Source organism: Burkholderia sp. F1 (assembly GCF_050813845.1).
Taxonomy (GTDB): domain Bacteria; phylum Pseudomonadota; class Gammaproteobacteria; order Burkholderiales; family Burkholderiaceae; genus Burkholderia; species Burkholderia ubonensis.
The window spans coordinates 1,940,606-1,956,957 of sequence record NZ_CP172422.1; the positions used below are offsets into that span (position 1 = coordinate 1,940,606).

The 16,352-nt window shown below is 62.3% G+C and carries 6 protein-coding genes and 1 pseudogene; 2 read left to right on the plus strand and 5 right to left on the minus strand.

What is annotated here, in order from left to right; genetic code table 11:
- Positions 1-356: 356 nt before the first annotated feature.
- Both ACFIMZ_RS27685 and ACFIMZ_RS27690 read right to left on the minus strand, forming a co-directional pair.
- Positions 357-815: a hypothetical protein gene (locus ACFIMZ_RS27685; RefSeq protein ID WP_431822661.1), complete on the minus strand. Its 459-nt coding sequence runs from the start codon at positions 813-815 to the stop codon at positions 357-359.
- Positions 812-12,112 carry a hemagglutinin repeat-containing protein gene (locus tag ACFIMZ_RS27690; protein WP_431822662.1) on the minus strand — a complete coding sequence of 3,767 codons (11,301 nt, stop codon included), beginning with the start codon at positions 12,110-12,112 and terminating at the stop codon, positions 812-814. Before ACFIMZ_RS27690 ends, ACFIMZ_RS27685 begins: the two co-directional genes overlap by 4 nt.
- Positions 12,113-12,245: 133 nt before the next feature.
- Between ACFIMZ_RS27690 and ACFIMZ_RS27695 the strand changes: the two genes are divergently transcribed.
- Positions 12,246-12,488, plus strand: a complete 243-nt coding sequence (locus ACFIMZ_RS27695; RefSeq protein ID WP_431822663.1) for a hypothetical protein — start codon at positions 12,246-12,248, stop codon at positions 12,486-12,488.
- 163 nt (positions 12,489-12,651) lie between these two features.
- Positions 12,652-12,906: pseudogene (locus ACFIMZ_RS27700) on the plus strand (hypothetical protein); the annotation flags it as partial.
- Here ACFIMZ_RS27700 and ACFIMZ_RS27705 read toward each other — a convergent pair.
- The 3 genes from ACFIMZ_RS27705 to ACFIMZ_RS27715 all read right to left on the minus strand — a co-directional run bounded on the left by ACFIMZ_RS27705 (position 12,804) and on the right by ACFIMZ_RS27715 (position 16,239).
- Positions 12,804-13,292 carry a cupin domain-containing protein gene (locus ACFIMZ_RS27705; RefSeq protein WP_431822664.1) on the minus strand — a complete coding sequence of 163 codons (489 nt, stop codon included), beginning with the start codon at positions 13,290-13,292 and terminating at the stop codon, positions 12,804-12,806. The pseudogene ACFIMZ_RS27700 and the gene ACFIMZ_RS27705 sit on opposite strands and share 103 nt — an antisense overlap.
- A gap of 129 nt (positions 13,293-13,421) precedes the next feature.
- The gene (locus ACFIMZ_RS27710; protein WP_431822665.1) at positions 13,422-14,789 is read right to left on the minus strand and encodes an MFS transporter; all 1,368 of its coding nucleotides are present in this window, start codon (positions 14,787-14,789) and stop codon (positions 13,422-13,424) included.
- Between the two features lie 100 nt (positions 14,790-14,889).
- On the minus strand, positions 14,890-16,239 hold the full coding sequence (locus ACFIMZ_RS27715; RefSeq protein WP_431822666.1) for an MFS transporter: 1,350 nt from the start codon (positions 16,237-16,239) through the stop codon (positions 14,890-14,892).
- Positions 16,240-16,352: the final 113 nt, after the last annotated feature.

Genomic DNA, 16,352 nt, shown 5'->3' on the forward strand with positions numbered 1-16,352 from the left:
GCCCCATACTTCACAACACATATCTGATCAGTCGAAAAATCCCCCCTAAATCCCCTCCTCTTGCTCACCGCACATGCCCCCCAACCTTCATTTCCGGGAACGCCCCCTAATTTTTGAAAAATATCCAACAATGATTCACCTAAAAATATACCCATCAGCCCTGAAAAATCATTATCATCATATACCAGCAAGCCCTAAGATGCCCTCCCCGGCAATTTTTCAAATACTTTACAAATTAATTAAGCCAACAAGCCCCCCAAAAAAACGAAACGAGGCACTCCCTCGCCGCATCATTATCAATTCGCGCCCCTCCCATCAAATTCATTCAGTCTTGCGGTGGGTTTCCCGCATTGCACTCACAATCCCGACAGTTCCATATCCACCATTTTCCCCTTTTCATCAAAGGTAAGCGAATTCCAATAAAAATGAGTTACATTGCTCAACTCTAGATCAACCACCTCGGCTGGATTGATTGATTCCCATGATGCTATCGCTTGACTTCCACACACTGGGCATGGCGGTGACGCTTCAATCGAAAAAATCGATCCACTCTCGTCCCTATCGCACGCCAACTTACCGTAGATTTTATGGAGAATCTTGGCGCGATCCAATGAATCCAGCGCCGACGTCTTTGAATGTAGACAAAGCAAATTGTCAACCTCCTTGAATGTCTGATCCTCAAATGCGTTCAAGTAGACGACTTTCCCATTTTCCGACCACAGCAAAAATTCACCGTAGGCGCCATCACCCAGCGATGGCGCCAAAAAATCATTTCCGCATGCGGAACACTTACACTTCATAAGCTCTAGCTTCATGGTGCCACCGGGGTAACCATAATAGGTTTCAAAATCTGATTAAAATCACCAATAATCGCCAAGTTTGTTCCTCCTACCGCTCGCTCCGAGAAATATCTAATAGTATTATAACCTTGCGCCATCGCATCCACCCCGATCTTCTGTGTCGCCCCGCTTATTGGTCCGCCGCTATACCCCCACTTGGCCGCAATGCCCGGGTTGGTCAGATCGAGGACTTTTACGGCTTCTTGATTTACAGAAAAGCGAATGCCCGTACTTGGATCGACTCCATAGTGCGCCATCTCAGCTAACGAAGTTCCTGGCTGTTCTGCGACGTAGAACGCAGAACCAAAGCGAGTTTTTGGATTTAGAAATGCGGGATCGATTCCTTTTTCCAATATTCCCTTAGCTGCCTCCGGCACTCTCGTAGAATGCCAGACATTGTCCGCTATCGCCGCATCGGTCGCACCTTGCGCCACGCCTCTGTTCAGAATGGCTCCAACCACGCCAGAGACAATCTTGCCGGCCGCCCCGCCCAGCGCTATTTCCTCCAACGGATAGGCAGGGCTGGCAGCGCCGTTCCGCGTCGCGGCCCGCTGGATCAGATCTCTGACAAACCCTGCGATTTGCTGATTCGTCGGCCCATTCGGTGCAATGTAGTAATCGGAATCGATGCCCGCAGACGCTGGCGTCTGGCCAAGTGCCAATCCCGACCTCGTTCCTCCCGGCGTACCAAACAATGCCGAATCGTTGAATTGCGAGCCGGTTGCCTGGAACGTCTTCAGCACGCCGTCATCCGCAACAATCGGGCCGCCGGCGCCAAAGATCGTCAGCCCCGACATCTGATTGATCGCGTTCTGTGCGATTTGCAGATTCGTGTTGAACGTATCCAGTTCCCGAGTGTTTCCTGATGCCTGCGCTGCTTGCGTCAGCTGAGTCTTGTACTGATCGAGTTTTTGGGATGCTTGCGCATCCACCTTCGCATCGGCCGCCAACGTCAACATTTCCGTCCAGTACGAAGTAATCGATTGCTGATCGGCCAACGTCTTGCCAATTGACTCAGCTATCTTTTTCGCGACCTTCGCGATCATCTCGCGTTCTTGCGGATGAAGCTGCTTGTTGTAGAGATCTGCACTCAATGCTCCGCCCGCACCGCTGATCGCGCCCGATGTTCCCCCCAGCGCCCCGCCAACCGCTGCGCCAGCAACACCGGCAGCCACGTTCGTCAGCAATGTGCCGCCCAGCGTGCCATCAGTGAGTTGTCCGACGGCCGAGCCCGCATAATCTCCCGCGATCGTGCCTCCAACTGCACCGACAACTTTGCCACCACCCAGCGCTGCCGCACCACCCGCCACGATAGCGTGTGCTGCCTTTCTGGACGCGCTGTCCTCATTCCACATCGCATACTGCTGATTGGCCGCATCGAGATCGGCCGTCGCCTTCGCGATCGCTGCCGGGTCGCCGGACTTTTCGGCTGCCTTCAACGCGTCATTCGCGTTCTTGGCGTCCTTGGACGCCTTATCCGTCAGGTACTTCCCAACAGCCCCCACGAACTGCATCCCGACCTGCCCCGCCGCCTGCTGCACCGCCAGATCGTTCTGCACCTTCCGCGCATCGAACGTGTTTTCGATCGCACCGTTCGCGATCGACATATCTCGATTCAGGCCCGCCGTGCTGTCGTGGCCAGTGCCTGCGTCGCCGCGAACGGTGAGCGTGCCGGGGCTCACGGTCGCGTAGGTCGTCCCGGTCGCCTCGCTGCTTGTGCCGGCCGCCGAGAAGCCGCTTGGCCCCAAACCGTTCGCCGTCACCGGTCCCGCACCTGCCGGCCCCGCCTGCACGACCGGCGTATTCAGGTTGATGCCCTTCGACGAACTGTTGCCGACACCGCCGCTCGCGCCAAAGCCCAACGAGTCACCCGAGTAGCTCAGCTTGTTCTCGAGATTCGTATGACCGAACGTCCCCGTCGACAGGCTGCTCTTGTCCGCGCCGGACGTGCTGCTCGCGATGGCGCCGCCGTCCAGCTGCGTATGCTTGCCGACCGTGACGTGATAACCTCCGTCGCCCGCAAAAATCCCGCTTTGCTGGTTCACCGACTGGAACGTCGCCGTGATGGTCTGCTGGCTGATGTTGCCGCTGCCGCTCACCATCTGGCCATAGCAGATCGGCGGCACGCAAACGCTCACCTGGAATCCGCCGCTCGTCTGCTTGCTTTCGTACGTCGCCGTATCCTGCTGGCTCTGGATGTTCAGGTCGCGACCAACATCGGCGTTGACCGTCTGGCCCGACGTCTCCGCGCCCCGCAGATTCGCGTCACGGCCGCTCTTCAACGTCAGCGTATCGCTTGCTGAAACCACCGAATCGCGGTTCGTCACGCTCTGGCCGTTCGCATGGCCGCGCGCAATGCTCGCGCCAAGCTCCACCGTGAGGCCGTTTTGTTGTCCGCCCAGCGCCACACCCACGCCAATACTGCCGCCGCTGCTGCTGTTGCGGCTCGACAGTTGAGTCGTGTCCTTTGCACTTTGCAGATTGACATCGCGCGCCGCGTCGAGCGTCACGTTCTTGCCCGAAATCCGCGTTCCCCGCGCATTGATATCACCGTCCGTCGCAAGACCGTCCTGATCCTTGGCCCCGCTGCCGGTCGCGATCAGTTTGGCGTTCTCGCCCGCCGTCAACTTACTGCCCGCGTTCGCGAGTGAACCGCTGTGCGATTCGCTCGAGCTGGTGCTGCCGCCGATACTCACGGTCGCCTTCACGAGCGCCACCTTCGACGGCGCGTCAAATTTGAAATCCTTGGCAACTTGATACGCGCTGTACGTCGTCAGCGCGGCTTGCGCCTTGTCCAGCGCGCCGAGTCGCGCATCGCCGCCACGCGCCGGATTCCGCATGCTCTGGTTCACGGCTGCCACCGCATTGCCAGCCGCCCCGCCGAGCGCCAGGCTCACGCCGAACTGGCTCGAATGCTGGCTCATGCTGGTTTGCGTCGTATCGGTACCCGGATCGAAGTTCAGGTTCTTGCCGGTCAGCGTCAGATCCTTGCCCGCCATGACATCCGAGCCGGTAACCGTCAGATCCTGCTTCGCGTCGAGCGTCACGTTGCCGCCGCTCGCGATCTGGCTGCGCATCCTGCTCTGCGTATCGCTCGCGCTATCCTGGACCGTGTGGCTGTTCGCCACGCCGACGCTGAAGCCCGTCGCCGTGCCGTTGCTGCCGAGACTGCCGATCTGGCGACTGCTCGATTCCTGATGGCTCTTGCTCGTTTCCAGGCCCGCGAGCACGTTGATTGCACCTTGCTTCGCGACCACATCGACGCTTTCCGTACCGCTGATGCCCGAGCCGATCACGTTCACGTCGCCCGTTTCGCTCCGAACCGTAACGGTATTGCCCGAAACTGTCGTCGGGGCCTGTGTCGTCGTCGTCGTCCAGCCGTTCGCGTTACTGCGGCTCGCGTTGTACGGCGACGGACTGTTGCCGCCATGATTTGCCGACCCGCCGATCCAGCGCGCCAGGTCGCCCAGGCTCGGCGACGACAGCAACGCAAGACTCGAACTCGAACTGCTCGACTCGCTGTTCTGCCGATACTGATCCGTCGACGCAGCGAGCGTGACGTTCCGATTCGCGTCGAGCAACGCGGCGCCGCCCGCACTGATCGCCGAGCCGACCACCGTGATATCACCATCCGTGGCGCGACCTTGGGCATCCTTCGTCGCTCCCCCGGTTGCGATCACCGATACGTTGCCGCCACCGCGAACCGTGCTGCCTGCATTCGTCAGGCTCGATGTGTCGAGCAAGCTTTTGCTTTGGCTACGGCCATACGTCACCGAAATCGACGGCATATCGGCCGCGCTGGCCCCGATCTCGTTCGCGACGCTCTGGGCACGCTGAAAGGCGTTGCCGGTCGACGCGTTGTCTTTCACATTGCGGACGGTATCGAACAGCGTACCCGTAGCCGCGACCGTGAAACCGCTCGACTTGAACTCCTGCTGGTCGTGCGTCCGTTCGTCGTCCTGGCCCGGATCGATCGTCACATTCCGGCCGACGATGCCGATGTTGCCTGTTGCGTTCTTCGTGTCGTCGGCGGCCTTGCCGGCCACGACGTCGCTGCCGCCGATGTGAACGTTTTCCCCGACCTTGATCGACACGTTGCCTTGCACGCTGCCTACGGTGCTGCGCGCCTGGCTTTGCAATACCGACTGGCTGTCGGACTTCGCCTTCTGCTCGCTCGAACCGACGGTGAAACCCAGGCCGGCCGAGCTCATCAGCCCCGATTTCTTCTTCCGGTAGTAGTTCGATTCCTGCGAACTGTCGTAATCGGCGGTGATATCGACGTTGCGCTTTGCGGAGAGATCGACGTCGTGCTGGCCGACCACGTTGCTCCCGCCGACGGCCAGATCGCGTCCGGCGCTGGCCGTCACCGAATCGCCCGACACGAGCGAACCGTTCGAGGCCACGCCCGAGTAGGTGCGCGACGTGTCGGTGGACGAACTGGACAGGAAACTGCTCGATTCAGTGTGTCCGGCATACGCGCCACTGCTACGCGTATGCGTTGCGCCGATCGTGATATCGCCGGTTGCGCCGAGATTGATCGCACCGCTGCCTTTGCCGTCGGTGCCCGCCACGACGCTCGAGCCAAGGATCGACAGATTCTTGTCCGGCGTACCCAGGCCCGCGATGACGGTCGCAGCACCACCCGCCGACAACTGGCTGCCGACGTTTGTATCGAGTTGATGATTGTAAGAGGACCAGTTTTTACCGCTGGCTCCCTTCGTGTCGTACGTCGTGCGGTTCGTCGCCCCCTGGATCGTCACGTTGCCGGCGCCGATCAATGCCATACCGCCGCCCGACTTCAGCGTACTGCCCGTCACATCGATATCACCAACGCTCGCCACGCCCAGATGGCGCCCCGCGTCCAGCGTGCTGCCGATCTGAGTCGCGCTTGTCCACCCGGTCGCATTGCCCGCGTCGATTCGCGTGTCGACGTCGGAGCCGGTCGCGACCGTGCCGATGCTGGTTGTCCGTCCCGCCGACGCGCCGAGATCACGGCCGGCGGAAACCTTGCCACCCGCAATCGTCAAATCACGTCCGGCCTGCATGATCAGATCCTGAGACGATTTGATCGTGGCCAGTGAACCGATCGACGTGTGCGTCGACGTTCCCTGAATGAAGTGCGCCGTTTCCGTATTCGTCGACGAACGGTTGACGATGTCGTTGCCCGCCACCATGGCTAGCCGGCCGGTTTCGATCACACCGCCCAGGTTCTGGATATCGTTGCTGGCGACGATGACGGCGTTGTGCTTCGACGCAAGCGTGCCCTCGTCGTTCACGACATCCGTGCCACTGATGCCAAGCGTATCGCCCGCGATCAAAGCGCCGGTCGGCAAAAGATCGACGTTGTTCGATTTCGCCAAATACACCTGCGGCACCAAGACGGTCTGCCGGGTTCCGTCAGCCAGCGTCACCGTCTGGTTGACCATCCATACGACGTCGGTCGTCAGCGCCGCCATTTGCGCGTCAGTCAGCGCCACACCCGGCACCAGACCGAGCGCCTTCCCGAACACCGCACCGTTCGTCATCAACTGACGATACTCGTCTTCGTTACTGGTGTAGCCGGCCAGGAAGCGTTTTCCGGTCAGGTTGGTGACCTGCTCCATCACGAGCCGCGACTCGTAATAGCCATCCCCGAGACGCTTGGCGGCCTTGGCCGGATCGAAGCCCAGCTGACCGAGCATGTAATCGCTCGAGACGAACTTCGTGTAGGACGTGAAACGGGGATCGGTTGCAACCAGATACGGCTGGTCCGGCGCTTTCTGAATCGAGAACAGACCGTTTGTCGGCAGCGTCAGGTTCGGGATCGCAATCCGCACGCCCGAAACCGTCTGCACGACGCCGGGTGCGATCGAAACGGCCCCCGTGACACCCGAAGCACCGGTTGCATTTCCGGTTACGCCGATCGCGCCCGCGCCCGAACCCGTTACCAGATTTGCCGCAGTCAACCCGAGCGACGCCGCGCTTGCGCCCTTCGGGCCGGACGTCGCTTGAACACTCGTGTTGCGGACGACACCGCCGTCGATGCTGACTGCCCTGTTGCTGGTAATCGTTCCGCCCACGACGCTCGTCGGGAGCGTGATCGACGGATTCGTCCACGTAATCCATTCCGCCGGCGTCCCCGGATAGGGATCACGCGGGTGGTTGTAGCCCGACTGGTTGACGAACGAATACGTCGTCGAGAACTGCGTCGCCTTGTTCACGATCGCGGCATTGGTGCCGCCGTTCGGCACATTCTGGCCGTTCACGGTCAGATCGCCGCCCGCCGCGATGGTCCCGTTGTCGTTCAACAACTGGCGGCCGACCGACATCGTCATGGCCCCGCCCGACGTCAGCACGGCCGGCGTACCGCTGTTCGGCACCAGCGCCGTCGTCGTCACGGTTTCCGTTGCGATCCGCTGCGTTTCGAGCGGCAGCCCGCCTTCGCGCCGCTTCTCCGTTCCCTTCAGCATTTGCGCATTCGGATCGGTCAAGTCGGGATACGCTTCGATTCGCACGCAATGTGTCGTGCAGTTCCCGTACTGATTCGAGTACGTCGCGTGACCCAACTGATTGACGACATTCGTCTTGACGTAATTCGGTGCCGTCCACGCCGTCCCGCCCATCTGATCCGGGTTGGGTTGCTCCGTCATGACGTTGTTCGCATACAGCACGACTTGCCCGGCACTCGGTGTCAGGCGCAGGTCCTGTTGATATTGCACCTGCGATCCGCCGTTGGCCTGCGAATAACTCGCCCCGCTCTGCCTCCACTGGAACACCGAAGCGTTCTCCGGCAGATTGACCACCATCTTGGTGACGCCATAGCCGTCCGGCGTGATGAACAGTTCGGACGACACGATATCCGACGGATTCACGTAGTAGGCGTTGGCAAAGCCGACATTGGCGTCCTGGAACGGCGCAAGCCTGCCCGGCGCCCCCGTCTTCCACCATGGCAACGGCCTCAGGGTGTAGGTTGCGCTCGTCGTGGTCGTCTGGGTCGCGACGTTCTCTCGAACGTTATTCAGCTGGTCGGCTGCAATATTCAGTTTCCCGTCAGCCTCAACCGACGACGACAGGTTATTCACCACACTCGTCCGGCTTACAAGGTTACCGCCGGCATTCCGTTGTCCGTCCCTGGCGATATTGACGTCGCCCAGACTGATGATCGACGCGCCGCCGCGGTTCGTCAGCTCGTCGGCGGCATACAGGTTCACGCCCTGCGTGCCCGCCATCACGGCACGGCTGCCGTCGTTCAGGATCGATCGCGCCGAGTTCGTGATCGTGCCGCCGATCATCGCGCCGGTATTCGTCAGACGCTGACTGGCGGTTGCAATCTCGTTTCCTTCAATCCGGCCGTTGTTCGAGATATCGCCGGCGCCCGCGTCGAGCGTCGTTGCGCCTGTCCCCGCCACGCCCGGCGTGCCGGACACGATTTCGCCGTTGTTGACGAGGCCATTCGAGTGCGTCGTCAGATTCCCGACTGCCGATAGCGTCCCGGTATTGGTGAGCTGCCCTGTGGTCGATAGCGTCAGGTTTCGGTTTGCCGTGATCTGGTTGCCGGCTGCGTTCGTATAGTCGCCTTGCAGGGAGACCGTTGCGTCCCGGTCGGCCACAATGCGTCCGCTACCGACCAGCGATGCGGCCTGGATCGAAAGATCCCGCGAACTGGCGATGCTTCCCGACGCGGTCGTCAACCTACCGGTCGTGATCGAGATTTGACCGAGACTCCCGTCCGGATTCGCAATCTGCCCACCTGTGTTGTCGAGGCTCGCCGTGACCAGATTCACGATTGCCGCGCTGATTGCGCCATTGGCATTCGAGACATGCGAGGTGGCTCGATCGACTGTCAGCTTGCCGCCCGCCGTCAATTGCCCCGCGTTGGTCAGCTGATCCGTGTTCGCGAAAGCCAAATTGGCGGTCGCGATGATCTGGCTATTCGGTCCGTTTTGAACATTTGCGCTGTCGATCACGACATCGCCGTTGCCGCCAATCACGCCGACGTTCGGCCGACCCGACGCATTCGCATTGGTAACCGACCCGGCCGCGATGTACGCCTGCCCGGTGCCGGCGTTGGCAACGCGCCCATTCGTGTTGTCCAGGCTTTGCGCGGAAACCCTGAGTGCGCTGGTCCGCCCGAGGCTCTCGAGTTTGCCCCCGTGGTTCGAGACCGCACCGGCAGCGGTGACGGTCAGGTCGCCCTCGCTCTGCACGATGCCCCGGTCGTTCGTCAGCGTCGAGGCCGATGACACCGAAGCCTTGCCGGTCTTCGCGCCGATGATGCCATCCGTGTTGTCGATCGATCCCGCGGCCGCATCAAGCGCTCCCGCCGAACCGATCGAGCCGCCACGGTTCGACAATGCGGCGGCATCCGTGATGGTCAGCGTCCCCGGTCCGGCGTGATAGATCGTTCCGCCGTCGTTCATCAGGCTCCCGACGCGCAAACCCAGATTCGAACCGTTGCTCCGGATCGTGCCCTGCGTATTGTCGATGGCTTGATCGACAGACAGGTTCATATCGGCATTGCCGGTCTGGCGGATAACGCCCCGCCGGTTCGTCAAGTGGCTCGTCGACAGATCAAGCACCGCGGCACTTAGCGTGCCGCTGCTGTTGTCGATGGTCTGCCCCGAAGCCGAGAGCGTCTGCCGCGCCGAAATGCGACCGCTGTTGACCAGGGTCTGCGTCGTCACGGTCGCGTCACCGTTGCCGCCGATGACTCCGCCTTCGTCGCCCGCGGCTGTCGTGCCTGCGGCGTTGCTAAGCTGTCCTGTCGTCGTGACATTCAGGCCACCATCATTCAGGGACACGATGCGCCCGGCGGTATTGTCGAGCGTGCTGGCGTCGACCTTCAGCAACCCACCGCTCTGCACCGAGCCCCGCTGATTTTCGAACGTCCCGGATTTCAGCGTGGCCGCCCCCAGCGATTCGATCCAGCCCCCCTGGTTCGACAACGCGCCGGACACCGTCAGATCGACCGTTTGCCCCGTCAGCGAACCGTGGTCGTTGTTGACGGTGTCGCCGGTCACCTTCAATGCAGCCTTCGCAGAGATGTCGCCGCTATCCACGAGCGAACCGGTTTTCAGCGTCACATCGCCGTTGCCGCCAATCACGCCGCCTTGCTCGCCGGCAGCCGTCGTGCCCGTGGCGTTGGCAAGCTGCCCGGTGGTCGTGACGTTCAAGCCCGCGTCGTTCAGCGACACGATGCGCCCGGCGGTATTGTCGAGCGTGCTGGCGTCGACCTTGAGCAACCCGCCTCCCTTCACCGTGCCCCGCTGATTTTCAAACGTCCCGGACTTCAGCGTGGCCGCCCCCAGCGACTCGATCCGGCCCCCCCGGTTCGACAACGCGCCGGACGTCGTCACATCGACCGTTGTCCCCGTCAGCGAACCGTGGTCATTATTGGCGGTGTCGCTGGTCACCTTCAACGCAGCCTTGGCAGAGATGCTCCCGCTATCCACGAGCGAACCGGTTTTCAGCGTCACATCGCCGTTGCCGCCGATCACGCCGCCTTCCTCGCCGGCAGCCGTCGTGCCCGCGGCGTTCGTCAGTTGGCCGCTCGCGGTGACCGTCAAGCCGTCTCCGTTCAGCGAAGCAATACGTCCCGCCGAATTGTCAATCGCGCCCCCGTCGACTTTCCCATGTCCGGCGCTATGGATCGTGCCTTGGTTGTTCGCGATGGTGCCGCCGCGCAGCGCCATCGTGCTTTTCGACACTAAGGAGCCGGACTGGTTGGCGAGTTGTCCGGTGGTCGTCACCGACAGCAGCCCTTGCGACGATACCGAGCCACTCTGGTTCGATACGCTGCCGGCTGTTACTGTCGTGCTGCCCTGGCTCGACAGTTTGCCGTGATCGTTGATAACCGCGCCCGCCGCGTTCGCCGTGAATGCACCTTGGGCACTGGTCGTCGCATTCGTGAGGTTCACGTCGCCGGCCGTGGCGGTCAGCGACAGGTTGCCGTTCGCGGCCGTCTCGCTGCCGACGAGATTCACCCCGTCGCCCTTCAGCGTCGCGTTGCCACCCGCGACGTTCTTGCCGGTTGCCCTGAACTGGCCCGTCGTCGTGACTTGCAGGTCACCGCCTTGTCCGGCAACGGTTTCGCTGTTCACGCCCGCGCCGAGTGTTCCCGTTGAATTCAGCGATCCGGCATTGACGACCACGTTCCGCTGCGCGGCGAGCGTGCCAGTGTTCACCACATCCGCGCCCGTATTCAGCGACACCGACTGCTGACTGTAGGTCGTGCCGCTGTTCTCGATCCCGTCTGCCGCCGACAGGGCGATGTTGCCGCGCGCCGTCGCCTTGTTCGACTGTACCAACCGACCTTGCGCCGTCAGCGTCAAGCCCATCGAACCCGCCTCGATCGCGCCGGCGTTGCGAACGCCGACACCACCTTCCGTTCCGACCAGGAAGATGCGATTTGCGTACATCCCGCCAAGCTGGCTGACGTCAATCGCGACGGCCGGTGCGGCACCTTCACCCTGAATCGGTGTTGCCTGGAGTGTGTCGTGATTGACCTGATTCGCGCCTGTGACGACGTTCAGGTTGTTTGCGTAAATCGCGGCATTCGTTTGTACGGCTCTGGCAATGAGGTCGACCTGGTCGACATTCGTTGCATTCAGGCCCGCGCCTTGTACCGTAATGAGGCCGCGTGTCGTATTGAATCCCGCCAGCGCCCCGTCCGCACTCAAGGTCGGCGTCCCGGTCGTCAGGATTGCGTGCGAGGTATTAATAAATCCGCCGCCATCAACGACCAATCCGGACGGATTCGAAATGATCACCTCGGCGCGTTGGCCCGCCACCTCGACGTAGCCTCTCAGTTGCGACGGGTTATTGCTGTTGACCTGGTTGACAATGATGCGCGCCGCATCATTCGGGCCGAAATTCGGGTTGCCGTTGATATAGCCCGCTTGCTGCGTGTTCGTGATAACTGGCGAGTTGTTCAAGATCACGCCAGGTTTCTGCACGTCGAACTGGGAATACGTATTCAACGAAACACCAGCCCCGCTGGGTTTGTTGATGTTCACTTGCGGCAAGCCACTCTGCGTCTGAACGACAGCCGGCGCATGCGGACCCGCGCCCACCACCTGCGCACCGGCCCACATCGGCACTACGCCTGCCATCGCCAGCGCGGCAAACGCCACGCGACGCAGCGCGCCCTGCGGCATCACGCTTTGCAAGGCACCCGCCACCTTGCGCACGGCTTCGCCGCTGCCCGCTTTCCCCGACGAGCTGACAGTCTCTTCGACTGCGATTAACATGCCGCGCACGCGACTGAACACGAGGCGATATTGATTTTTATTCACGACTGCAGCGAATCTTAAACTTGGAATGCGAATCAAATGGGGGTAACGACCAACCCCACGATCAAACCCATCGATTCGAAAATCCCTGGCCGAATTGTTTTAATAAGGTTGAAATTGCGTTCGACGCAAAATCGTGATACTTCTTGTAATTTTTTGTAATGGTATCACACGCTTTGAAAAAGCGGACAATGGCCATCGCCGTCGCACGAAGCAAGGCATCGTGCCGCGCGCATCGCATTTAAATACCAACATCACGCTCATATTGCTCGCCCAGTTGCCGCATTGTGTCGATTACCATGCGGCGATCTTGATCGCTCATATCGCGCCGAGCCGCGTAGCGAGCGATTTGCAATATCCTGGTCGCCGGTTCGCTTGACCCCAACCCTCCGACGCAGCTACTCGTTCAACTTCGAGCGGCGGCATACAAGGAGAACGGCCTTGATTCCGCGCGAAATCAAGGCGCCGAACCCATGAACTGAAATTGCCGATACGGCTGCCTCGGCCGATTCAGGGCTCGGCGAAACAACGGCTTTTACGAGGCGATGGGAACGATCCTTTCGATCGGCGGCGACCGTTCCGGTGACGTGCGGCTCGATGGCTTCACCATCGTGATGGTGTTTCAGCGGCCGGCGCCGATCCGCGAAGGCAGGGGTAAGGACACGCGCCGTGTCGCCATTGACGAACGAACCCGTCATTCACCACGAGCCTTGCCATCATGCGGGCCAAGCGGCCGCACTGGCCAATCCGTCCATCGATCGGCTCTCGTCAACTCGTACGTTTCGTTCAGCGGATAGCGAATGCGATTCTCGGGTTTCGGCGTCTCGCCGATCACGATCAGTCGCACTTCCTGACTGGTGTTGTTAAGAAAGCTGTGGCAAATACCGGTGCCTGCGGGAAATGCGACGGAGTCCCCCGGCTTCAGCTTGTGCAGGTTGCCGTCGATCCACACATCCGGCGTTCCCTCAAGCACATACACAAACTCTTCCTCTGCGCTTTCCGCGTGAGGGTATGAAGTCCGGCGCCCCGGCGACAGCCGAATGTGATGAATTCCAATCCGCTTGAGCCCGAGCTTGCGAGCCAATGGCGCACCGATGCCCATGAGCTCCGCGTCACCCGGGTAGTGTTCGTTGTCCGGATCCTCAAGTGCGGTCCAGTGCTCGATGAAGCTGGGACGTTGCATCACGGTCTACCTCCCGAAAGCCAGTAGGTTATGACAAAACGCAGGAATTCAGGTGCCCGATGACGAGAGCCTGCGAGCGCCCCCGGCCGGCGACGTGCTCACCGCCCGCTCCACGAACGCACATCCATTTCAACACCGCGCCACGCCCTCCTCTGCGCCCAATCGCTCCACCCGCGTCCCCACCAGCATCGCCGCCGCGCACGCCGCGAGCAACCCGGCGATCATCAGCATCGCCGGGTCCATGCTGCCCGTGCGGGTGCGAATCATCCCGACGATCCAGGGCGTGATCATCCCGCTCGACACGCCGATGCTGCTGATCAGCGCGATCCCGCCCGCGGCGCCCGCGCCCGAGAAGTACGCGGACGGCACCGCCCAGAACACCGGATGCGCGGCGAAGATCAGCATCGCCGCCAGCGACAGCAGCGCCATCATCGCGACAATGTTCGGCAGATGCAGCGTCAGCAGCGCAAGCGCCAATGCCCCGCCGAGCGCGCAGGCGGCAAAATGCCGGCGCCGCTCGCGCCTCCGGTCCGAGCGCCGCGCGATCGCGATCAGCCCCGCCGCGCCGATCGCGTTCGGCACGATCGACAGCAGGCTGATGTGCACGACGTCGCGGATGCCGAACTCGCGGATCATCAGCGGCATCCAGAACAGCAGCATCAGCAACGCGGTCGTCAGCGAGAAATAGATGAACGCGAACAGGTACGTGCGCGGCGCCGCAAGCGCCTCGCGCAGCGACGCCGCCGTGCGGGCAGGCGCCCGGGCGCGGTCCGCCGCGAGATCGTCGGCAAGCCGCCGCCTGTCATCCGGCGTCAGCCACGCGGCCTGTTCGGGACCGTCGCACAGCCAGAACCACGCGATCACGCCGAGCGCGATCGCAGGCGCCCCCTCGAGCGCGAACATCCACTGCCAGCCGTGCAGCCCGAGCACGCCCGACATGCCGCGCATGATCCAGCCGGACAGCAGCCCGCCGACCATCCCCGCGACCGCGACGCCCGCGTAGAAGATCGACAGCACCGATGCGCGCCGCCGCGCCGGATACCAGCAGGTCAGGTAGAACACCAGGCCCGGGAAGAAGCCGGCCTCGAACACGCCGAGCAGGAAGCGCAGCGCGTAGAACTGCCGCACGCTGTCGACGGTGATCATCGCGACCGACACCGCGCCCCACAGCACCAGGATCCGCGCAAACGTGCGGCGCGCGCCGATCCGGCGCAGCAGCGCATTGCTCGGCACCTCGAACAGCACGTAGCCGACGAAGAACAGCACCGCGCCGAGGCTGTACATCGCGTCCGTCAGGCCGAGATCCTGCCGCATCTGCAATTGCGCGAAGCCGATGTTGCTGCGGTCGAGGATCGACACGATGTAGCAGACGAACAGGAACGGCACGATTCGCGCGCCGATGCGGCGGTACAGCGCGGCGGCGTCGGGCGCATCATCGTCCGTGCCGGCGCTGGAGGCGACGCCGCGCGCCGCCTCCGCTTGAAGAGGAGCAGACATCGGTTGTCTCCTTGATGGCATTCGATCGGTTGCGCCGGGACGACATCTGACGTGGCGCGGCCGTCAACGGTCAGCGGACGGCCCCGGCGTGGCGCTCAGCTCAAGCCCAAACCCGCCGCTGCTGCTCGCCCTTCACACCGAGCAACAGCGCAACCCCGCTCGCAACCAGCAGCGCGGCCAGCAGATACACGGCGAGATCCATGCTGCCGGTGCGCGTGCGGATCAGGCCAATCACCCACGGGCTGACGATGCCGCTGGTGATGCCGATGCTGCTGATCAGCGCGATTCCGCCGGCGGCGGCCTTGCCGGACAGGTAGCCGGTCGGCACCGCCCAGAAGATCGGCAGCGCGGCGAAGATCAGCGTCGCGGCGATCGACAGGCATGCGAGCATCGCCGCGAAACTGTGCAGATGCAGCGTCAGCGCGGCGAGCGCGATCCCGCCGCCGATCGTGCAGCACGCAAAATGTCCGCGGCGCTCGCCGGTGCGATCCGAGCGGCGCGCGATCACGATCAGGCCGATCGCACCGATCGCGTTCGGCACGACCGTGTAGAGGCTCACGGCCACGACGTCGGTCACGCCGAAATCGCGGATCATCAGCGGCATCCAGAAGTTGAGCGTCAGCGACGCGCAGGTCAGCGAGAAATAGATGAACGCGAACAGGTAGACGCGCGGATTCAGCAGCGCGGCGGCGAAGCTGCGCGAACCGTGCGCGCCGTGTACTCCATCGCGGCCCTGCCCGTGCGCGCAGAGCGCCGCGACGCGCGCCTTCTCGTCCGGCGTGAGCCACGCCGCGTCTTGCGGGCGGTCGACGAGATACGCGAGCGCGACGAACGCGAGCACGATCGAGGGCGCGCCCTCGATCGCGAACATCCATTGCCAGCCATGGAGGCCGAGCACGCCGGCCATGTCTCGCATGATCCAGCCGGACATCAGCCCGCCGAGCACGCCCGCGACCGCCACGCCGGCGAAGAACACCGAGATCGCCGCCGCGCGCCGGTTCGCCGGGAACCACCAGGTCAGGTACAGCACGATGCCGGGAAAGAAGCCGGCCTCGAACACGCCGAGCAGGAAGCGCAGCACGTAGAAATGCGACGGCTTCGACACGAACATCATCCCGACCGACGCGATGCCCCACAGCAGCATGATCCGCGTGAACGTGCGGCGCGCGCCGAAGCGCGCGAGCAGCAGGTTGCTGGGCACTTCGCAGAATACGTAACCGACGTAGAACACGGCCGCGCCGAGGCCGTACATCGCATCGCTGAAACCGAGGTCGTGCTTCATCTGCAACTGCGCGAAGCCGATGTTGATGCGGTCGAGGAACGACACGACGTAGCAGAGGAACAGGAACGGGATGATTCGCCACGCGATCTTGCGAAACAGCAGCGAGTCGTCGGAAGCCGACGCGGACGCGGACGCGACCGCCGCTTCGGCGGGAAGGGATTGGGGCATGTCTCTCTCCAAACGCGCTGCGCGATTCGAGCGCGCAGCAGTCTCCGAGGGCGTGCGTGCGCCCTGCTTTCTTGTGAGATCGAGGAAACGCGGCGGAATCTGCGGGCGCCGCG

Coding starts and splice junctions, on each gene's coding strand:
- ACFIMZ_RS27685 (WP_431822661.1), bottom strand. CDS start 815: ATGAAGCTAGAGCTTATGAAGTGTAAGTGTTCCGCATGCGGAAATGAT.
- ACFIMZ_RS27705 (WP_431822664.1), bottom strand. CDS start 13,292: ATGCAACGTCCCAGCTTCATCGAGCACTGGACCGCACTTGAGGATCCG.
- ACFIMZ_RS27710 (WP_431822665.1), bottom strand. CDS start 14,789: ATGTCTGCTCCTCTTCAAGCGGAGGCGGCGCGCGGCGTCGCCTCCAGC.
- ACFIMZ_RS27715 (WP_431822666.1), bottom strand. CDS start 16,239: ATGCCCCAATCCCTTCCCGCCGAAGCGGCGGTCGCGTCCGCGTCCGCG.